Below are 21,119 nucleotides of genomic sequence, written 5' to 3'. Positions count from 1 at the left end.
ACTGTTATGAATTTAAGTAACTTACAACCAGCTGAAGGGTCAACACACAATCAAAATAAAAGATTAGGTAGAGGAGAAGGTTCTGGAAAAGGTGGTACTTCTGCAAGAGGTCACAAAGGAGCAAAATCTCGTTCTGGTTATTCTAAAAAGATTGGTTTTGAGGGAGGACAAATGCCGCTTCAAAGACGTGTGCCTAAGTTTGGTTTCACAAACATCAACCGTAAAGAATACGAAGGTGTTAATTTAGATACGCTTCAATTATTAGTAGATAATGGTGTAATTACTGATTCTGTTTCAATGACAGATTTCGTAGCAAACCGTCTGGCTACCAAAAACGAAATCGTTAAGATTTTGGGTAGAGGAGAATTGAAAGCAAAATTAAAAGTAACTGCTCACAAATTTACTGCTACTGCAAAAGCTGCTATTGAAGCTGCTGGTGGAGAGGCCGTAACAATATAATTTTTCTATTGTATGAAGAAATTTATTGAATCAATAAGTAATGTTTGGAAAATCGAAGAACTGAAAAACAGAATCCTGATTACATTAGGTTTGCTTTTAGTATATCGTTTTGGAGCACACGTTACGCTTCCTGGAATTGACGCAACTCAATTGACTGGTTTAGCGGGACAAACAAAAAATGGTTTAGGATCTATCCTTGACATGTTCACCGGAGGTGCTTTCTCTAAAGCTTCAGTTTTTGCTTTAGGTATTATGCCTTACATTTCTGCGTCTATTGTTGTTCAGTTAATGGGAATTGCGATTCCATATTTGCAAAAACTTCAAAACGATGGAGAAAGCGGTAGAAAAAAAATTAATCAAATTACACGTTGGTTAACTATTGCTATTACATTGGTTCAAGGTCCAACTTATATCTACAATTTATACAGAACATTACCTGGCAATGCATTTTTGCTAGGGTTCAACTCTCCTGAGTTTTTGTTTTCTTCTGTTATTATCTTAGTTACAGGTACAATATTTGCTATGTGGCTTGGAGAAAAAATTACTGATAAAGGTATTGGAAATGGAATTTCATTATTGATTATGGTTGGTATCTTAGCTCGTCTACCGCAAGCTTTTATACAAGAATTTACAACCAGAGTTACGAATAACAACGGTGGTCCGATGTTGTTGGTTATTGAAATTATTGTATGGTTGTTAGTTATTATTGCTTGTGTATTGCTTACTATGGCAGTACGTAGAATTCCGGTTCAGTATGCTCGTCGTACAACAACAGGAGATTACGAGCAAGATTTAGCTGGTGGTAATAGACAATGGATTCCACTTAAGCTTAATGCTTCTGGGGTTATGCCAATCATTTTTGCTCAGGCAATTATGTTTATTCCTGCTGCTGTAGCTGGATTGTCTAAATCAGATACATCACAATCTATTGTTGGTGCATTTAGTAATATGTTTGGTTTTTGGTATAATTTTGTATTTGCAACTTTAATTATTGTATTCACATTCTTTTATACTGCGATTACTGTGCCTACTAATAAAATGGCTGATGATTTAAAAAGAAGTGGTGGTTTTATTCCTGGAGTTCGTCCAGGAGCTGAAACTTCAGACTTCCTTGATAAAGTGATGTCTTTAATAACTTTCCCAGGATCTTTATTCCTTGCTTTGATTGCTGTGTTCCCGGCTATTGTTGTAAGTATTATGGATGTACAACAATCTTGGGCAATGTTTTTTGGAGGTACCTCATTAATAATTATGGTTGGAGTTGCAATAGATACTATTCAACAAATCAATTCATACTTGTTAAACAAACATTATGATGGTTTAATGAAGACTGGTAAAAATAGAAAAGCAGTAGCTTAATATATTTATGGCAAAACAATCAGCAATAGAACAAGACGGATCAATCATTGAAGCATTGTCAAATGCGATGTTCCGTGTAGAGTTAGAAAATGGACATATTGTAATTGCTCATATTTCTGGAAAAATGCGTATGCATTACATCAAATTATTACCTGGTGATAAAGTGAAACTAGAAATGAGCCCTTATGACTTGTCAAAAGCAAGAATTACTTATCGATATTAAAGGATATTCACTATGAAAGTTAGAGCATCAGTAAAAAAGAGAAGTCCCGAGTGCATAATTGTGCGTAGAAAAGGGAGATTGTACGTAATAAACAAAAAGAATCCTAGATTTAAACAAAGACAAGGATAATTATGGCAAGAATAGCAGGGGTAGATATCCCAAAAAATAAGAGAGGTGTTATAGCACTTACCTATATCTTCGGATTAGGAAGAAGTAGAGCAATTGAGATTTTAGAGAAAGCTCAAGTTAGCCAAGATAAAAAAGTTCAAGATTGGAATGATGACGAGATCGGAGCAATTCGTGATGCAGTTGGGTTTTACAAAATTGAAGGAGAATTACGTTCTGAAGTTTCTTTGAACATCAAACGTTTAATGGATATTGGATGTTATAGAGGTATCCGTCATAGATCTGGTCTTCCTTTAAGAGGGCAAAGAACTAAAAACAACTCTAGAACAAGAAAAGGTAAAAGAAAAACTGTTGCTAACAAGAAAAAAGCAACTAAATAATAAGTAATATGGCTAAAGCAACTGCAAAAAAACGTAAAGTTATCGTTGAATCAACGGGTGAAGCTCATATTTCTGCCACTTTCAACAACATCATTATTTCTTTGACTAACAAGAAAGGTGAAGTTATTTCTTGGTCTTCAGCTGGTAAAATGGGTTTCAGAGGTTCTAAAAAGAACACTCCGTACGCAGCTCAAATGGCAGCAGAAGATTGTAGTAAAGTAGCTCTTGAGGCAGGACTTAAAAAAGTTAAGGTTTATGTAAAAGGACCAGGAAATGGACGTGAGTCTGCTATCCGTTCTATTCATAACGGTGGAATTGAAGTTACAGAGATTATCGACGTTACTCCAATGCCTCACAATGGATGTCGTCCTCCAAAAAGACGTAGAGTTTAATAATATATTTAAGTATAACAAGGTAGAATAAACGATTATCGAAGGATATGACCTGAATTCATAATCTCTACCTTAAATTTAATTTTTAGAAATGGCAAGATATACTGGTCCTAAAACTAGAATTGCTCGTAAATTTGGCGAAGCAATCTTCGGAGATGACAAATCTTTCGAAAAAAGAAATTACCCACCTGGACAACACGGGATGGCTAAAAAAAGAGGTAAAAAATCTGAGTATGCAGTTCAGTTAATGGAAAAGCAAAAAGCTAAATATTCTTATGGAATTTTAGAAAAACAATTCAGAGGTTTATTTAAAAAAGCATCAGCTACTAAAGGTGTTACTGGTGAAGTTCTTTTGCAACTATGTGAAGCAAGATTAGATAACGTTGTTTTTAGAATGGGTATTGCTCCTTCAAGAAGAGGTGCTAGACAATTAGTTTCTCACAGACACGTTACTGTAAATGGTGAAGTTGTAAATATTCCTTCTTATCACCTTAAGCCTGGTGATAAAGTTGCTGTTCGTGAAAAATCTAAATCTTTAGAAGCTATCGAACGTTCTTTATCAAATTCAAGTCATGTTTATGAATGGATTACTTGGAATCAAGATCTTAAAGAAGGAACTTTCGTTTCTGTACCTGCAAGACTTCAAATTCCAGAAAACATTAAAGAACAATTAATCGTAGAGTTGTACAACAAATAATAATTGACTTAGTCGAAATTTATGGCAATATTTAATTTTCAAAAGCCCGATAAAGTTATCATGATCGATTCAACCGATTTTGAAGGTAAATTCGAATTTAGACCTTTAGAACCTGGTTATGGATTGACAGTTGGTAATGCACTTAGAAGAGTTTTGCTTTCAGCATTAGAAGGTTATGCAATTACATCTGTTCGTATCGAGGGTGTAGATCATGAGTTTTCTACTATTTCAGGTGTTGTTGAAGATGTTACCGAAATTATCCTTAATCTAAAGCAAGTACGTTTCAAACGTCAAATTGAAGATATCGATAATGAAGCAGTTACAATTTCTGTTTCTGGTAAAGATCAATTAACAGCAGGTGATTTTCAAAAATTTATCTCAGGTTTCCAAGTTCTGAATCCAGACCTTGTTATCTGTAATTTAGATTCTAAAATCAAATTGAACTTCGATTTAACAATCGAAAAAGGTAGAGGATATGTTCCTGCTGAGGAGAACAAAAAACAAAATGCGGCAATTGGTACTATTTTTACAGATTCAATTTTTACTCCGGTAAAAAATGTAAAATATGCAATTGAAAACTTCCGTGTAGAGCAAAAAACAGATTATGAAAAGTTAGTTTTTGAAATTAAAACTGATGGATCAATCAATCCAAAAGATGCACTTACTGAAGCTGCTAAAGTTTTAATTCACCACTTCATGTTGTTTTCTGACGAAAGAATTACACTCGAGGCTGACGAAATTGCACAAACAGAATCTTATGATGAAGAGTCATTGCATATGAGACAATTGCTTAAAACTAAGCTTGTTGATATGGATTTATCTGTTAGAGCATTAAATTGCTTGAAAGCGGCTGAAGTTGATACACTTGGTGATTTAGTATCGTTCAATAAAAATGACCTGATGAAATTCCGTAATTTTGGTAAAAAATCTTTAACAGAGCTAGATGAACTTGTAGCAGTTAAAAATTTAACTTTCGGAATGGATTTAGCTAAATACAAATTAGATAAAGAATAATTCAATCCCGCTTGCGGGATTAAATTTAAAATAGCAATGAGACACGGAAAAAAATTCAATCACTTAAGCAGACAGACTGGACATAGAAAAGCTATGTTGGCTAATATGGCTTGTTCTCTTATCGAGCACAAACGTATTAATACTACTGTTGCTAAGGCTAAAGCGCTTAAACAATTCGTTGAGCCTTTAATCACAAAATCAAAAGAAGATACGACTCACAATCGTCGTATTGTTTTTGCTTACTTACGTAGTAAATATGCGGTAACTGATTTATTCAGAGACGTAGCTGCTAAAGTTGGAGACCGTCCAGGTGGATACACTCGTATCATTAAAGTCGGAAATCGTTTGGGGGATAATGCTGATATGGCAATGATCGAACTTGTAGATTTCAATGAACTTTACAATGGAGGTAAAAAAGAAGTTAAAAAAGCAAAAAGCCGTCGTGGTGGTAAAGCTAAAAAAGCTGAGGAGACAACTTCTGAAGCTCCTGCTGCTGAATCAGAAACGACTACTGAAGCTTCTGAATAGTTATGAAAGTAATGATTCTATAGAAACCAAGGATAAGCTAATTTTAGTTTATCCTTTTTTTTTGATTTTTTTTAGAAAAAAAAAGCAGAATTTAACTTATTTAAGAGTTTAGGTTTTATTTTTATTAATGAAATTTTTAAAAAATCTTGGAGGCACTCTTTTAAAAAAGTAAATTTGCAAAATATCTAATTACAAATAAACAGCTACAGCTTGTTTAGGAGACGATAAAAAACAACACAATTAAAGAATGAAATACACGACACGACAAAGCGCCATTTTATTACTAAGTGATGGAACTATTTTTCATGGAAAATCTATCGGGATTAGCGGTAAAACTTTTGGTGAAGTTTGTTTTAATACAGGAATGACCGGATATCAGGAGATCTTTACAGATCCTTCGTATTTTGGACAAATATTGGTGGCTACTAATGCACACATTGGAAATTATGGTGTTAATGATTTAGAAATTGAATCCGATAGCGTTAAAATTGCTGGTTTAGTTTGTAAAAACTTCAGCTTTAATTATTCAAGAGAAGATGCTTCGGGAAGTTTAGAGGATTATTTTATAAAACAAAATTTAATCTGTATTTCTGATGTTGATACAAGAGCTCTTGTAAGCTATATTCGTGATAACGGAGCTATGAATGCTGTTATTTGTACAGACGGAACTTCGATTGAAGAGTTGAAAAAAGAATTGGCTAATGTGCCAAACATGGAAGGTTTAGAGTTGGCATCAAAAGTTTCAACTACTGAACCTTATTTTTTTGGTGATGAAAATGCTACTTATAAAATATCTGCCTTAGATCTTGGAATCAAAAAGAATATTTTGAGAAACCTTGCAAAAAGAGATTGTTACATTAAAGTCTTTCCTTATAATTCAACATATAAAGATTTGTCGGAGTTTAATCCTGATGGATACTTTTTGTCAAATGGCCCTGGAGATCCAGATCCTTTATTTGGTGCTATACAAGTTGCTAAAGAAATTATAGCAGATGATAAACCATTATTCGGAATTTGTTTGGGTCATCAGGTTATAGCTCTGGCTAATGGAGTTAAAACATATAAAATGTTTGGTGGTCATCGTGGAATTAATCATCCGGTAAAAAATATTATTACTGGCAGAGGTGAAATAACTTCTCAAAATCACGGATTTGCTGTAAAAAGAGAAGCTTTAGAAGATCATCCGGAATTAGAGATTACACATATACATCTAAATGATGATACAGTTGCGGGAATGCGTATGAAAAATAAGAATTGTTTTTCAGTACAATATCATCCGGAAGCTAGTCCAGGACCGCATGATTCATCGTATTTGTTCGATCAGTTTGTAGAGAATATAAAGCAGGCTACCGCTAAAACGATATAGTTAATAAATAAAGGTATTTAATATTGAAAATACGTTTTTAATATTAAATATTTTTATAATTTCGAAAAAAAAATATAATTTACTAATAAAAAACAAAAATAATGAGTATTATAATTAAAGTTCACGCAAGACAAATTTTTGATTCCAGAGGAAATCCTACCATTGAAGTTGATGTAGTTACAGAGAATGGAGTTTTAGGAAGAGCTGCTGTTCCATCTGGAGCTTCAACTGGAGAACATGAGGCTGTTGAACTACGTGACGGAGGGAAAGCATTCTTAGGAAAAGGAGTTTTGAATGCAGTGAATAATGTAAATACTGTTATTGCTGAAGAATTAGTTGGTACTTCCGTTTTTGAACAAAACACGATTGACCAATTAATGATTGATTTAGATGGAACTCCAAATAAATCTAAATTAGGAGCTAATGCTATTTTAGGAGTTTCTTTGGCTGCTGCAAAAGCTGCTGCTAATGAACTTGGATTGCCATTATACAGATATGTTGGTGGAGTTTCTGCTAATACATTACCTGTGCCAATGATGAATATCATCAATGGTGGTTCTCACTCAGATGCGCCTATTGCATTTCAGGAGTTTATGATTTTTCCTGTAAAGGCAACTTCATTTACACATGCTATGCAAATGGGAACTGAAATTTTTCATAGCTTGAAAAAAGTATTGCACGATAGAGGTTTAAGTACTGCTGTAGGTGACGAAGGTGGTTTTGCTCCAAATTTAGCTGGTGGTACTGAAGATGCTTTAGATACAATCAAAAAAGCAGTTGAAAATGCAGGATATACTTTTGGAGACGAAATTATGATCGCATTAGACTGTGCTTCTGCTGAATTTTATGTAAACGGTAAATACGATTATTCTAAATTTGAAGGAGAAACAGGTAAAGTTAGATCATCCGCTGAACAAGTTGAGTATTTAGCTGAACTAGTAGCTAAATATCCAATTATATCTATTGAAGATGGAATGGATGAAAATGACTGGGATGGTTGGAAATTACTTACTGAAAAAATTGGACATAAAGTTCAATTAGTTGGAGATGATTTATTTGTTACTAATGTTGAGCGTTTATCTACAGGTATTGAAAAAGGAATTGCAAATTCAATTTTAGTAAAAGTAAACCAAATTGGTACTTTGACTGAGACAATTGCAGCTGTAAATATGGCTAAAAATGCAGGGTATACTTCAGTTATGTCTCACCGTTCAGGAGAAACAGAAGATAATACAATTGCAGATTTAGCGGTAGCTTTAAACTGCGGACAAATTAAAACAGGCTCCGCTTCTCGTTCTGATCGTATGGCAAAATACAATCAATTATTAAGAATCGAAGAAGAATTAGGAAGCACTGCTTATTTTCCAGGGCTAAATGCTTTTAAAATCAAATAATTGTAAGTCTTATATTGTAGATTTAAACCATTCGTGATAAACGAATGGTTTTTTTTTGGAGTTTTAACAAATTCATGGCATTATTCCTTTTTTAATTAGTCTTAAATTCCTTAGATTTGATAAATTATTATTTTAAAGAATTATTTCAGATATATTATGTCAAAAATAGCTACATTAGAAGTAGATGGTAAGAAAATTGAACTTCCGGTAATCACAGGAAGCGAAAATGAATCGGCTATCGATATTAACAAATTACGTGATTTAACTGGTATTATTACTCTTGATCCTGGTTATAAAAACTCAGGTTCCTGCAAAAGTGAAATCACTTTCTTAGACGGAGAATTAGGAATTCTGCGTTACAGAGGATATTCAATTGAAGACTTAGCTGAAAAAGCAAATTTCCTTGAAGTTTCTTACCTATTGATTTTTGGAGAATTGCCAACGGCTCAACAATTAGAGCAATTCGAAAATGATATTAAAAAGCATACTTTGGTAAACGAAGAAATGAAAAATATCATTGACGGTTTTCCAAAAACAGCACATCCAATGGGCGTCTTGTCTGCATTGACAAGTGCTTTAACGGCATTTAATCCAAAAGCTGTTAATGTAGATAATGAAAAAGAAATGTATGAGGCCATTTGTAAAACAATGGCTAAGTTTCTTGTAATTGCTACCTGGACATATAGAAAATCAATGGGTTATCCATTAAATTATTATGATAATACAAAGGGATATGTAGAGAATTTTATGCAATTGATGTTTCAATTGCCTACAGGGCCTTACAAAGCTAATCCGGTTGTTGTGGATGCGTTGGATAAATTGTTTATTCTTCATGCAGACCACGAGCAAAACTGTTCTACTTCAACAGTAAGAATGGTTGGTTCATCCCATGCTGGTTTATTTGCTTCTATTTCTGCAGGAGTTTCTGCTCTTTGGGGACCACTTCACGGTGGTGCAAATCAGGCAGTTCTTGAAATGTTAGAGGACATCAATAAAGATGGAGGAGATACGGATAAGTTTTTAGCAAAAGCAAAAGATAAAAACGACCCGTTTAGATTAATGGGATTTGGTCATAGAGTTTATAAAAACTTTGATCCAAGAGCAAAAATTATAAAAAAAGCAGCTAAAGAAGTATTAGAAACATTAGGAGTTGAAGACCCGATTCTGGAAATTGCTAAAAAATTAGAATCAGCCGCTCTTGAAGACGAATATTTCAAATCAAGAAATTTATATCCAAATGTAGATTTCTATTCCGGAATTATTTACAGAGCTTTAGGTATTCCTACAGACATGTTCACAGTAATGTTTGCTATTGGAAGATTACCAGGCTGGATTGCACAATGGAAAGAAATGCGAGAAAATAAAGAGCCGATTGGAAGACCAAGACAAATTTACACTGGTCATCCATTGAGAGATTTTAAGTCAAATAAATAAAATGAAAGCTTCACTTAACTGTGAAGCTTTTTTTATATTTGCAACAAAATCTAACACTTATGTTGCAATTAAATATAAAGAACGAAACATCAAGATTACGCGCTGTAGTCTTGGGTTCTGCCGTTCATAATGGGCCAACACCATCTATAGAGGAGGCTTATGATCCCAAATCATTGGAACATATTAAAGCAGGAACGTATCCTCTCGAAAAAGATATGGTTGCTGAAATGGATGCTTTTAATGCCGTTTTTCAAAAATATGATGTAAAAGTTTATCGTCCGGAAATGATAGAGAATTACAATCAAATTTTTGCCAGAGATATTGGTTTTGTAATTGATGATGTCTTTATAAAATCAAATATTTTACCAGACAGGGAACGTGAACTAGATGCAATTCAATATGTAATTGATCAAATAAACCCTTTAAAAGTGGTTCGTCCGCCAGAAGAAGTTCATATTGAAGGCGGTGATGTTATGCTTTGGAATGATCATATTTTTATAGGAACTTATAAAGGAAGTGATTATAAAGATTATATAACAGCAAGGACTAATATGGAGGGAGTAAATTATATTAAAAATTTGTTCCCAAATAAAATTGTCAAAGAATTCGATTTGGTTAAATCTAAAATTGAAGCCAGAGATAATGCTTTGCACTTAGATTGCTGTTTTCAACCCGTAGGAAAAGATAAAGGAATTATTTATAAAAGAGGTTTCCGTGAAGAAGCTGATTATATGTATTTGGTAAATCTTTTTGGAAAGGAAAATTTATTTCATATCGAAAGAAATGAAATGTACAATATGTTCTCAAATGTGTTTTCAATTGATGAAAACATAGTAGTTTCAGAAAAAAACTTTACCAGATTGAATAACTGGTTGCGAACAAACGGTTTTACAGTTGAAGAAATTCCATATGCTGAAATTGCGAAGCAGGAAGGGTTGCTGAGATGCTCTACTTTGCCTTTAATCAGAGATTAATTTTACATTAAAAATATGAAACAAACGACAAATTCAATTGTGATGATTCGTCCGGTTGCATTTCGAATGAATGAGCAAACGGCAATAAATAATTATTATCAAAAAGTATTAGATGGACTCTTGCCAAGTACGGTAAATGCAAAGGCACAACAAGAATTTGATGCTTTTGTAGAAAAACTAAGAGCCGCAGGAGTAGATGTGACTGTTATTGATGATAATATTGACACTGATACACCGGATAGTATTTTTCCAAATAACTGGATTTCATTTCATGAAAATGGGGATGTTACCTTGTATCCTATGTTTGCCGAAAATCGTCGTCAGGAACGCCGTGAAGATATTTTAGATATTTTAGAAGATAAGGGTTTTGAAATTAATAATATAATAGATTATACTTCGGCGGAAGAAGATGGCATTTTTTTGGAAGGAACAGGTAGTCTGCTTTTAGACAGAGCCAATGGGAAAGCATATTGTGCTTTATCGCCTCGTGCTGATGAAGAACTGTTTATAGAGTTTTGCGAAGATTTTGATTATGCCCCGGTTATTTTTGAAGCCTTTCAAACTGTTGATGGTGAGAGAAAATTAATTTATCATACCAATGTGATGATGTGTTTGGGAGAAACTTTTGCAGTTATTTGTGCGGATAGTATAGATGACAAAAAAGAGCGTAAAATGGTTTTAGAAAATTTAAAAGCAGATAAAAAAGACGTTATTTTAATAACAGAAGCACAAGTCAATAATTTTGCCGGTAATATGTTAGAAGTCCGGGGAACAAATGACAAAAAATATATTGTTATGAGTACATCGGCACACCAAAGCTTAACGGCAAAACAAATTGCACAATTAGAGAGTCATGCTGAAATTTTAAGTTCAAGTTTAGATACTATTGAAGCTTGCGGTGGTGGAAGTGCGAGATGCATGATGGCGGAAGTTTTCTTGCCAAGAAATTAAGAAATCATTTTTTTTGAAATAAAAAGGGACAAAATTGTATATTTTATCCCTTTGTGTTTTTTGATGAACTATTTACATCAAATTCCCCTTAACGATATTAACTATAGAACTCACAATATATTGAATTCCTATTGCGATTACAATGAAACCAATTATTCTCGAAATAGCAACAATACCAGACGCTCCTAATATGCGAGCTAAATAATGTGCGCTTTTTAAGATGACAAAAATGGTAATTGCTATTGCCAAAATAGCTAAACCTGAAATTATTATTTCTTTCATTTCATGATGTTCCTGATAAAAAGCAATTAACAAAGAAATAGATCCCGGACCAGCCAGCATTGGAATTGCTAATGGGGTTAATGCAATATCATTTCTCTTTTGTGCATCATTTTCTACCTTTTTATTAATTCCTCTTTTTTTACTTATTTTTCCAGATAACAATGAAAATCCTGAATTTAAGATTACAAGACCACCGGCAATTCGGAGTGCATCAATACTGATTCCAAAAAAGGTCAATACATATTGGCCAATAAAATAAGAGACAATTAGAATAATGAAAACATTTATAGCGGTCCATAACGAAATTCTGTCGCGTTCTTTTTGAGAATCATCATGAGTTAACCCAACAAAAATAGGTACAGTACCAATTGGATTCAGGACAGAAAAAAGAGCAGCAAATAAATAGATAAATAAATCCATATTGATTAGATTAATACAGTAAAAATAATCAATTTTTAAGATTTCACTACAAATTTGTATATATTACTACATTGCTTTTTCTTTTTATCTCTAAATCAATATTGCACAGGAATTCATAGTTTTTTAATTACTTTTGTAATATATTTAAAAACAATGAAAAATAAAAAAACCTTGGTTCTGGGAGCAACAACAAAACCTGATCGTTACGCTTTTAAAGCAATAAATATGTTAACTCAAAAAGGGCATACTGTTCTGGCAATAGGACAAAATACGGGAGAAGTTGCGGGAGTAAAAATTTATACTAAAGCCATTCCTGTTAAAAATATAGATACCGTAACTTTATATTTAAATCCAACACGTCAGCGTGATTACTATAATTATATAATCGAAGCGCAACCAAAACGTGTAGTTTTTAATCCGGGAACAGAAAATCCTGAGTTATATCAATTGCTGGAACTTAATAATATCAAATTCGAGACAGCCTGTACATTGGTTTTGTTGGCGACAAATCAATATTAGTTTTTAAGGAGCTGTTTCCAGCTATATACTTTGTCTTTAATGTTTAAAGAAATAAATGTCGTTTCTATCTGGGACTAAAATAATTCTCAAGAAAATACTTGTAAGATAAAACTTGGTTTTATGATTCAAAAGTAACAGAAAATTTAAAAATATAGTACTTTTTATTCCTATGGAATTTTCATCAAAATTAATAGAAAAAGCAGTTGGCGAAATTTCACAATTACCCGGAATAGGTAAACGTACAGCTTTACGTTTAGTTTTGCATTTATTAAAACAACCCAAAGAACAAACAGTTTTTTTATCCGAGGCACTACTGAATGTGCGAGAGGATATTAAATTTTGTGAAAATTGCCACAATATTTCGGATACAAAAATTTGTGAAATTTGTAACAATTCATCAAGAAACCATCAAACTATTTGTGTTGTTGAAGATATCAGAGATGTGATGGCTATAGAAAATACCGGACAATATAAAGGTATTTATCATGTTTTAGGAGGTAAGATTTCTCCAATTGAAGGAGTTGGGCCAAGTCAGTTAAATATAACAACTTTGGTCGAAAAAGTAAAGTTGGGTAGAGTTATTGAAATTATTTTTGCTTTAAGTTCTACTATGGAGGGCGATACTACAAATTTTTATATTTATAAACAAATTGCTAATGCTGAAATCATAATTTCTACAATAGCACGAGGGATTTCAGTAGGTGATGAATTAGAATATGCAGACGAAGTAACACTTGGCAGAAGTATTTTGTATCGTGTGCCTTTCGAAAAAACATTCAAAAACAATTAATAAATACAAATGAAGTAAGATTTCCTGAAGATTAAAGGAATGGCTATATTTGTTTATAAAATTTAAAAAATGACAAAAAACTGTTTTTATATATTACTCTTGACTAGTGCACTTTTTACGTCATGCATTCCTGTAAAAGATTTAGTGTATTTACAAGACAAGGGAGCTTCAGAAAATGAAACTACAGTTTCAGCAGTTGAATCAAAACCTTACAGGTTACAAGTAAATGATGTTCTGAGTGTAGATATTAAAGCAATAGACCCTAAATTAGTTTCTATTTTTAAACCTTCAGAGGGTGCAGGGGGGAATGGTGATAAATCTGAATCAGGATTGTATTTTAATGGATTTACTGTTGATGATCACGGAAATATAAGAATGCCAATTTTGGGTGAAATAAATGTGATTGGTTATACACTGGAAGAAGTACGCCTTAAAATTGAAAAAAAATTGCAGGAAGAATATTTTAAGGCTGAAGCAAATATTTTTGTTACCGTAAAATTAGCAGGGTTTAGATATACAATAAATGGAGAAGTAGGAAATACAGGGACTAAAACCTTGTATATGGAGCATGTAAATATAATGGAAGCTATAGCAAATGCAGGAGATATTACTACTGTTGGTAATCGAAAGGCAGTAACCGTAATACGTCAGACCCCTACAGGAGTGCAAATTAATGATATTGACCTCACTGATGTAAATGTTATGAAATCTCCTTATTATTACTTACAGCCTAATGATTATGTGTATGTAAAACCACTAAAGCAAAAAACTTGGGGTACAGGCCAAACAGGGATACAATCTATAGGCTCAATTGTAACTTTGTTATCTTTGGCAACAACAATTTACTTATTGTCGAAAAATTAAACTAAATACAAGAAATGTTAGATATAAAAGATTTTTCGATTTTTGAAAATCATCCAAGTTTTGATTTTAAAGGGTTTTTGTTAAAAATAGCAAGTTATTGGAAATTGTTTTTAGTGAGTTTAATTATTTCATTCACTATTGCCTACCAAGTCAATATTCGTAAGGAAAAGATCTACTCAATGCAGACTTTGATTTCGATTAAAGAAGAGAGTAATCCTTTTTTTACCTCTAATACCAGTTTGGTTTTTAATTGGGGAGGAATATCGGATCAAGTAAATGGTATTTCTACTATTTTGCAATCCAGATCACATAATGAACTGGTAATAGATAAATTACAGTATTATATAGATTACCTTGAACAAGGCAAGTATAACATGATTGATGTTTATGGTGCAGTTCCTTTTTATGTTAATATTGATAAAAAAAAACCTCAATTAGTTGGTTCATTAATCAAACTTAAGTTTTTAAGCCCAAATGAATACGAAATCAGAATCCCATTTGAGAATAATTCAGTTTCCTTATTTACTTATTCTAATAATACTTATAGTACTACCGCAGTTCAGCCCGTTGAATTTATTAAAAAATATAAGGTCGGTGAACAAGTTAATTTACCATTTTTAAATTGGAAACTTGAAATAATTGATAATCCGGGATTTTATAAAGGGAAAGAATATTTTGTAAGATTTAATGATTTTGATGCTACAGTATCTCGCTACCGTGGGATTAATATTGATACAGATGAAAAAGCAGGTTCGATTCTTACATTATCTATGCAGGGTACAAATAAGGCCAGAATGGTTGAGTATTTGAACTCGACAGTAAAAATGCTAATTAAGATTCAGTTAGATGGTAAAAATCAGTTTGCAACCAATACAATAAGTTTTATTGATAGTACACTTGTAGCTATGGAATCAATGCTGAAAGAAAACGGGAACGAGCTTAAATCTTTCAGAAAGGATAAAAATATATATGAAATAGAACAAGGTGGAGAAAAGTTTTCAGATAAAATTTTAGATTTTGATGTTGAAAAAGATGCTGTGACCAGAAAAATTGCCTATTATAATTCTTTAAAAGCATATTTAAAAAACAGTGTTGATTATTCTAAATTACCTGCACCATCAGTGGCTGGGATAGAAGATCCTAATATTGTTACAAATGTTTCCAAGCTTATTGCTTTGTCTACTCAGCGTTCTGAAATGTCATATGCTGTTAAAAGTGATAAAATTTTTAAAGATTTTGACAATCAGATGATGGCTGTAAAAAATGTTTTGCTTGAAAATATAGCTAGTGCCAAATCGTCTCTGCAATATGATTTAGCATTAGTAAATAATAAATTAGGTCAGGCAGAAAACACTATCAGAAGACTTCCTGAAGAACAACAGGAGTTATTAAAAATCAAAAGAAAATATGATTTAAACGATAACATTTATAGTACTTTTCTTCAAAAGAGAAATGAAGCAGATATTGTAAAAGCATCTAACCTTTCTGATATTCATTTTATTGACCCGGCAAAAGATATTGGAGGAGGATTGATTGGGCCAAAGACTTCTGTTAACTATATATTGGCTTTGTTTTTAGGGCTTTTAATGCCTTTAATTGTTATTTCTATACTTTTCTTTGTTAATAATTCTATTCAAAACACGGAAGACATAAGCAAACAGACACAAATTCCATTGATAGGGGTTGTAGGCATTAGTAAAGAAAATACCAGTTTAGCTGTTTTTCATAAACCAAAATCAGCACTATCCGAAGCTTTTAGAGGAATTCGTTCGTCGTTGCAATTTTTATATAAAAAAAAGCAGTTGGGTGGAGCAAAAACATTAATGATTACTTCTTCTATTAGTGGTGAAGGAAAAACATTCTGTTCCATAAATATCGCGACTGTATTTGCTTTAAGTGAGAAAAAAACAGTAATAATAGGGTTGGACTTGCGAAAACCAAGATTAGCTGAAGAGTTTAATCTTGTAAATCCAAATGGTGTGGTGAATTATCTAATTAAACAAAAAAACCTAGACGAAATAGTAAATAAAACCCAAATTCCATGTCTTGACGTAATTCTGTCCGGACCAATACCTCCAAATCCTTCTGAGTTAATTATAAGCGAAGCTATGGGTGAGTTAATTGAGGAGCTTAAAGAAAAGTATGACTATATTATACTTGATACGCCACCTGTTGGACTTGTTTCGGATGCATTTGAATTGGTACAATTTAGTGATGTTACCTTATATGTGGTAAGACAAAATTATACAAGAAAGGAAATGATTACTTTGTTGAATAACCGTGTTAAAAGAGGGGAGTTGAATAATGTGAGTATCGTATTGAATGGTTTTGAAAATAAAGCAAAATATGGTTCTGGATATGGTTATGGCTCTGGTTATGGAGCATATTCAAATGGATATTATGGAGAAGAAGAAAAAGTAGGTTTATTAAAAAGTATTTTCAATAAATTCAATAAAAAATAATTAAAATAGATGAAAACAGACTTTCAAAATACTATTTTAATAACAGGAGGAGCTGGTTTTATAGGTTCTAATTTATGCGAATATTTTTTAAATTCAGGGCAAAAAGTAATTTGTCTGGATAACTTTTCAACTGGTCATCATCATAATATAAAGGATTTTATAACCAATCCGAATTTTAAATTAATTGAAGGCGATATTCGAAATATAATTGATTGTAATTTAGCAATTTCAGGTGTAGATTATGTATTGCACCAAGCAGCACTAGGTTCTGTGCCAAGATCAATAAATGATCCAATAACTACAAATGACGTTAATGTTTCAGGGTTTTTAAATATGCTGATATCAGCACGTGATGCAAAAGTAAAACGGTTTATTTATGCCGCCAGCTCTTCTACATATGGAGATTCTGAAGGACTGCCAAAAGTTGAGGATGTAATTGGGAAGCCATTATCTCCTTATGCAATTACTAAATATATAAATGAATTATACGCTGAAATTTTCAGTAAAACATACGGACTGGAAACTATCGGATTACGTTATTTTAATGTATTTGGAAGAAAACAGGATCCTGAAGGAGCTTATGCAGCAGTAATTCCAAAGTTTGTAATGCAATTAATGAATTATGAAAGTCCTGTAATTAATGGAGATGGCAATTATTCAAGAGATTTTACTTATATAGATAATGTGATTCAGATGAATGCTTTGGCCATTTCATCTAATGACCCTAATGCAATTAATACAGTTTACAATACTGCATTTGGTGATAGAAATACCCTAAATGATTTAGTTGGATATTTAAAAAAATATTTAACAGAATTTGATTCAAAAATAGCTGATGTGCCAATCATATATGGGGAAAACAGAGCTGGTGATATTCCGCATTCATTGGCAAGTATAAACAAAGCTAAGAATATGTTAGGATATAATCCAAAATATTCATTAGAAGAAGGATTAAAAGAAGCTATTGCCTGGTATTGGGATAATTTAAAATAAAGATTAAGATAATATAGAACACATGAAAATTACAAAAATTTGTTGCATAGGTGCTGGTTACGTTGGAGGGCCTACTATGGCTGTAATTGCTCAAAAATGTCCACATATTAAAGTAACTGTGGTAGATTTGAATGAACAAAGAATCAAAGATTGGAATGATCCAAATACAGATAATATTCCCATTTATGAGCCTGGTCTTTCAGAAATTGTCGCTGAGGCAAGAGGTAGAAATCTTTTTTTCTCAACTAATGTAGAAAAAGCAATTGACGAGGCTCAGGTGGTTTTTATTTCAGTAAATACACCTACCAAAACTTACGGTAAAGGTAAAGGAATGGCTGCTGATTTAAAATATATTGAATTATGTGCCAGACAGATAGCTAAAGTTTCTAAAGATAATAAAATTGTAGTCGAAAAATCAACTTTACCAGTTCGGACTGCTGAAGCGATAAAAAGTATTTTGGATAATACAGGAAATGGGGTTCAGTTTCAAATTCTTTCTAATCCTGAATTTTTAGCAGAAGGAACAGCAGTTACGGATTTATTAAATCCGGATAGAATTTTGATTGGCGGTGATTCAACTCCTGATGGTGAAACAGCAATTAAAGCTCTGGTTGATGTTTATGCTAATTGGGTAAGTAAAGATAAAATTTTAACGACAAACATTTGGTCATCTGAATTGTCTAAGCTTACTGCAAATGCATTTTTGGCACAACGTATTTCGTCAATCAATGCAATGTCTGATTTATGTGAAAAAACAGGTGCTGATGTAAATGAAGTAGCTCGTGCTATTGGAATGGATAGCCGTATTGGTTCGAAATTTTTAAAAGCATCAGTTGGATTCGGAGGCTCTTGTTTTCAAAAAGATATTTTAAATTTAGTTTACATAGCAAAGTCTTATGGGCTAAATGAAGTTGCTGATTATTGGGAGCAAGTGATAATTATGAATGATTATCAAAAAAGAAGGTTTTCAAATAAGATTGTTCAGACATTGTATAATACTGTTGCCGATAAAAAAATAACTTTTTTAGGATGGGCATTTAAAAAAGATACTAATGATACCCGTGAATCTGCTGCAATATATGTGGCAGATGATTTAATTAATGAACAAGCAAAAATTTCAGTTTATGATCCGAAAGTATCACGAAATAAAATTTTAAGCGACTTAGATTATTTAGAAACAAGAAAACCTTCAGATAATACAAATGCTGTTCTCACATTTGAAGATGCTTATGAAGCTTGCAAAGGAGCTCATGCTGTTGCAATACTTACAGAATGGGATGAGTTTATAAAATATGATTGGCAAAAAATATATGATTCTATGCATAAACCAGCCTTTGTTTTTGATGGAAGAAATATCCTAAATGCAAAAGAATTAAAGTCAATTGGTTTTATTTACAATGGAATAGGTTCTTAAAAAAAAACAAATCACATGAATTGGTATGTTGTTTATACAAAACCTAAATGGGAAAAAAAAGTAGCTGGAAAGTTAAATGAAATAGGAATTGAATGCTATTGTCCTTTAATTACTCAGATAAAACAATGGTCTGACAGAAAGAAAAAAGTTGAAGTCCCTCTTTTTAATTCTTATGTTTTTGTTCAATTGCCGGATGCACAAAGAAATTCTGTATTTCAAATAGCCGGAGTAGTTAGGTATTTATTTTGGTTGGGGAAACCTGCTGTTGTTCGTGATGATGAAATTGCAGTAATAAAAAAGAGCCTTTCTAATACAAATATCTCTGATGTTTTAATAATTCCCTATAAAAAAGGGGATAAGATAAAATTAGAAACCGGAATATTCAGTAATCATGATGCAATTGTTCAGGAAGTGACAAATACACATTATATATTGGTTTTAGAATCGTTAGGGTGTGTTTTGAAGGTGAAATATAAAAAAGAGATACATGATTTATAATAATAAAATTAAAAAATTTGCTTAACTTACAAAAACGGAAAGTCACTAATTTTAGTGATTTTTTGTTTTTTTTATATATAAAAAATTTTATTATTTGTTGAGCTATAAGTGTTTGAATTTTCTTGCAGGATTTTAGATTTGTTTTTTTTGATTTATAAATTTTGAGGGTTGATTAAATTGACATATTGTTCTATATTTGCCGAAATCTAATTCCCGGATTATTCATGTCAAAATATGTGACTTTGAATGGCGAAGCCATACTTTATAATAGACGAAATTAAGGAAAAATATGAATAATAACATACAAATAGCTGTTATAGGCTTAGGTTATGTAGGTTTGCCTTTGGCTCGTTTATTTGCTACAAAATATCCTGTAGTAGGTTTTGATATTAATGAATCAAGAGTTACTAGTTTAAAATTGGGTACTGATACGACATTAGAGGTTGAAGATGAAATTTTGCAAAAAGTATTAATTGATAGACCCTTGCAAACAAAAGGGTTGTATTGTACTTCAGATGTTAAAGATATTGCAGCATGTAACTATTTTATTATAACTGTTCCAACTCCGGTTGATAAAAATAATCGTCCTGATTTGACTCCTTTATATAAAGCGAGTGAAGCAGTAGGTAAAGTATTAAAAAAAGATGATATTGTAATTTATGAATCAACTGTTTATCCGGGAGTTACAGAAGAACAATGCGTACCTGTTCTGGAAAAAGTATCAGGTTTACTATTTAATGTAGATTTTTTTGCCGGATATTCACCTGAAAGAATTAACCCGGGAGATAAAGAACACACAGTAGAGAAAATTCTGAAAATTACCTCAGGATCTACTCCTGATACAGGGCTAAAAGTAGATGAACTTTATAAATCTGTTATTACTGCCGGAACTTATTTGGCACCTACCATTAAAGTTGCAGAAGCAGCCAAAGTTATAGAAAATTCACAGCGGGACATTAATATTGCTTTTGTGAATGAACTTGCTAAAATATTCAATTTAATGAATATTGATACTCAGGAAGTATTGGCAGCAGCAGCGACAAAATGGAATTTTCTTCCATTTAAACCAGGTTTAGTAGGAGGGCATTGTATAGGTGTAGACCCTTATTATTTAGCCCAACGGGCACAGGAATTTGGTTATCATCCTGAAATAATTTTGGCAGGACGTCGTTTAAATGACAGTATGGGCGAATATATAGCATCACAAGTAGTCAAATTAATGATTAAAAAAGGAATTTCAGTAAACCATGCTGAACTTTTAATGCTTGGAATAACTTTTAAAGAAAACTGCCCTGATGTCCGCAATACTAAAATTGTAGATGTTATCAGAGCACTAAAAGAATACGGTATTTCTGTTACAATATTTGATCCAATAGCAGATATTAAAGAGGTTAAAAAAGAATACGGATTAACAACAATAAATGTTCTTCCAAAAGAAAAATTTGATGCTATAGTTTTAGGTGTAGCACATTCTGAATTTTTAAAGTTAGATTTTCTAAGTATTCAAAAAATAAATAGTTTAATTTATGATGTAAAAGGAGTTTTAGGAACTATAGCCAATAATAGATTATAGTTTTTTT

General features: G+C 32.2%; 23 protein-coding genes. 22 read left to right on the top strand and 1 reads right to left on the bottom strand.

What is annotated here, in order from left to right; translation table 11 throughout:
• Positions 1–6 precede the first annotated feature (6 nt).
• The 14 genes from rplO (at position 7) to ctlX (ending at position 11,297) form a co-directional block, all read left to right on the top strand.
• The gene (gene rplO / locus ACEN92_RS11735) at positions 7–459 is read left to right on the top strand and encodes a 50S ribosomal protein L15 (protein ID WP_017495009.1); all 453 of its coding nucleotides are present in this window, start codon (positions 7–9) and stop codon (positions 457–459) included.
• 12 nt (positions 460–471) lie between these two features.
• Positions 472–1,818, top strand: coding sequence for a preprotein translocase subunit SecY (gene secY / locus ACEN92_RS11730; RefSeq protein WP_495638568.1), 1,347 nt, complete (start codon positions 472–474; stop codon positions 1,816–1,818).
• A gap of 7 nt (positions 1,819–1,825) precedes the next feature.
• Complete coding sequence (gene infA, locus ACEN92_RS11725) at positions 1,826–2,041, top strand: translation initiation factor IF-1 (RefSeq protein ID WP_007136545.1); 216 nt, start codon at positions 1,826–1,828, stop codon at positions 2,039–2,041.
• Between the two features lie 12 nt (positions 2,042–2,053).
• Entirely contained in the window at positions 2,054–2,170 is a 117-nt protein-coding gene (gene ykgO, locus ACEN92_RS11720; protein ID WP_072945378.1) for a type B 50S ribosomal protein L36, read from the top strand.
• Positions 2,171–2,172: 2 nt separating this feature from the next.
• A complete protein-coding gene (gene rpsM / locus ACEN92_RS11715; protein WP_031456033.1) occupies positions 2,173–2,547 on the top strand; it encodes a 30S ribosomal protein S13 in 375 nt (124 codons plus the stop codon).
• 8 nt (positions 2,548–2,555) lie between these two features.
• The gene (rpsK, locus tag ACEN92_RS11710; protein WP_007803677.1) at positions 2,556–2,939 is read left to right on the top strand and encodes a 30S ribosomal protein S11; all 384 of its coding nucleotides are present in this window, start codon (positions 2,556–2,558) and stop codon (positions 2,937–2,939) included.
• A gap of 91 nt (positions 2,940–3,030) precedes the next feature.
• Positions 3,031–3,636, top strand: coding sequence for a 30S ribosomal protein S4 (gene rpsD / locus ACEN92_RS11705; RefSeq protein ID WP_310278805.1), 606 nt, complete (start codon positions 3,031–3,033; stop codon positions 3,634–3,636).
• A 21-nt stretch (positions 3,637–3,657) separates the two neighbouring features.
• Entirely contained in the window at positions 3,658–4,650 is a 993-nt protein-coding gene (locus ACEN92_RS11700) for a DNA-directed RNA polymerase subunit alpha (RefSeq protein WP_026109818.1), read from the top strand.
• A 36-nt stretch (positions 4,651–4,686) separates the two neighbouring features.
• Positions 4,687–5,178 carry a 50S ribosomal protein L17 gene (rplQ, locus tag ACEN92_RS11695; RefSeq protein ID WP_495638567.1) on the top strand — a complete coding sequence of 164 codons (492 nt, stop codon included), beginning with the start codon at positions 4,687–4,689 and terminating at the stop codon, positions 5,176–5,178.
• 247 nt (positions 5,179–5,425) lie between these two features.
• Entirely contained in the window at positions 5,426–6,544 is a 1,119-nt protein-coding gene (gene carA, locus ACEN92_RS11690) for a glutamine-hydrolyzing carbamoyl-phosphate synthase small subunit (RefSeq protein ID WP_495638566.1), read from the top strand.
• Positions 6,545–6,645: 101 nt separating this feature from the next.
• On the top strand, positions 6,646–7,938 hold the full coding sequence (gene eno / locus ACEN92_RS11685; RefSeq protein ID WP_495638565.1) for a phosphopyruvate hydratase: 1,293 nt from the start codon (positions 6,646–6,648) through the stop codon (positions 7,936–7,938).
• A 156-nt stretch (positions 7,939–8,094) separates the two neighbouring features.
• Positions 8,095–9,372 (top strand): citrate synthase, encoded by a 1,278-nt coding sequence (locus tag ACEN92_RS11680; protein ID WP_495638564.1) that lies wholly within the window; start codon positions 8,095–8,097, stop codon positions 9,370–9,372.
• A 59-nt stretch (positions 9,373–9,431) separates the two neighbouring features.
• A complete protein-coding gene (locus ACEN92_RS11675) occupies positions 9,432–10,346 on the top strand; it encodes a dimethylarginine dimethylaminohydrolase family protein (protein ID WP_495638563.1) in 915 nt (304 codons plus the stop codon).
• Between the two features lie 15 nt (positions 10,347–10,361).
• A complete protein-coding gene (ctlX, locus tag ACEN92_RS11670; RefSeq protein WP_495638562.1) occupies positions 10,362–11,297 on the top strand; it encodes a citrulline utilization hydrolase CtlX in 936 nt (311 codons plus the stop codon).
• Positions 11,298–11,369: 72 nt separating this feature from the next.
• Here the strand turns inward: ctlX and ACEN92_RS11665 are convergent, their stop codons facing one another.
• The gene (locus ACEN92_RS11665; RefSeq protein ID WP_495638561.1) at positions 11,370–11,999 is read right to left on the bottom strand and encodes a MarC family NAAT transporter; all 630 of its coding nucleotides are present in this window, start codon (positions 11,997–11,999) and stop codon (positions 11,370–11,372) included.
• A 153-nt stretch (positions 12,000–12,152) separates the two neighbouring features.
• Here ACEN92_RS11665 and ACEN92_RS11660 point away from each other — a divergent pair, with 153 nt between their 5' ends.
• From ACEN92_RS11660 to ACEN92_RS11625, 8 genes are all read left to right on the top strand, one after another.
• Complete coding sequence (locus ACEN92_RS11660) at positions 12,153–12,518, top strand: CoA-binding protein (RefSeq protein WP_495638560.1); 366 nt, start codon at positions 12,153–12,155, stop codon at positions 12,516–12,518.
• A 169-nt stretch (positions 12,519–12,687) separates the two neighbouring features.
• Positions 12,688–13,308: a recombination mediator RecR gene (recR, locus tag ACEN92_RS11655; protein WP_495638559.1), complete on the top strand. Its 621-nt coding sequence runs from the start codon at positions 12,688–12,690 to the stop codon at positions 13,306–13,308.
• Between the two features lie 69 nt (positions 13,309–13,377).
• Positions 13,378–14,172 (top strand): polysaccharide biosynthesis/export family protein, encoded by a 795-nt coding sequence (locus ACEN92_RS11650; protein ID WP_495638558.1) that lies wholly within the window; start codon positions 13,378–13,380, stop codon positions 14,170–14,172.
• A gap of 14 nt (positions 14,173–14,186) precedes the next feature.
• Complete coding sequence (locus tag ACEN92_RS11645) at positions 14,187–16,634, top strand: polysaccharide biosynthesis tyrosine autokinase (protein ID WP_495638557.1); 2,448 nt, start codon at positions 14,187–14,189, stop codon at positions 16,632–16,634.
• Between the two features lie 9 nt (positions 16,635–16,643).
• Positions 16,644–17,627: an SDR family oxidoreductase gene (locus tag ACEN92_RS11640; protein ID WP_495638556.1), complete on the top strand. Its 984-nt coding sequence runs from the start codon at positions 16,644–16,646 to the stop codon at positions 17,625–17,627.
• A 22-nt stretch (positions 17,628–17,649) separates the two neighbouring features.
• A complete protein-coding gene (locus tag ACEN92_RS11635; protein ID WP_495638555.1) occupies positions 17,650–19,041 on the top strand; it encodes a UDP-glucose 6-dehydrogenase in 1,392 nt (463 codons plus the stop codon).
• Positions 19,042–19,056: 15 nt separating this feature from the next.
• On the top strand, positions 19,057–19,539 hold the full coding sequence (locus ACEN92_RS11630; protein WP_495638554.1) for a UpxY family transcription antiterminator: 483 nt from the start codon (positions 19,057–19,059) through the stop codon (positions 19,537–19,539).
• 289 nt (positions 19,540–19,828) lie between these two features.
• Complete coding sequence (locus ACEN92_RS11625; RefSeq protein ID WP_495638553.1) at positions 19,829–21,112, top strand: nucleotide sugar dehydrogenase; 1,284 nt, start codon at positions 19,829–19,831, stop codon at positions 21,110–21,112.
• Positions 21,113–21,119: the final 7 nt, after the last annotated feature.

This window comes from Flavobacterium sp. Flavsp81, from assembly GCF_059491325.1.
Note: the sequence above shows the minus strand (reverse complement) of the source record. Positions and strands in the feature narration are given on the sequence as shown.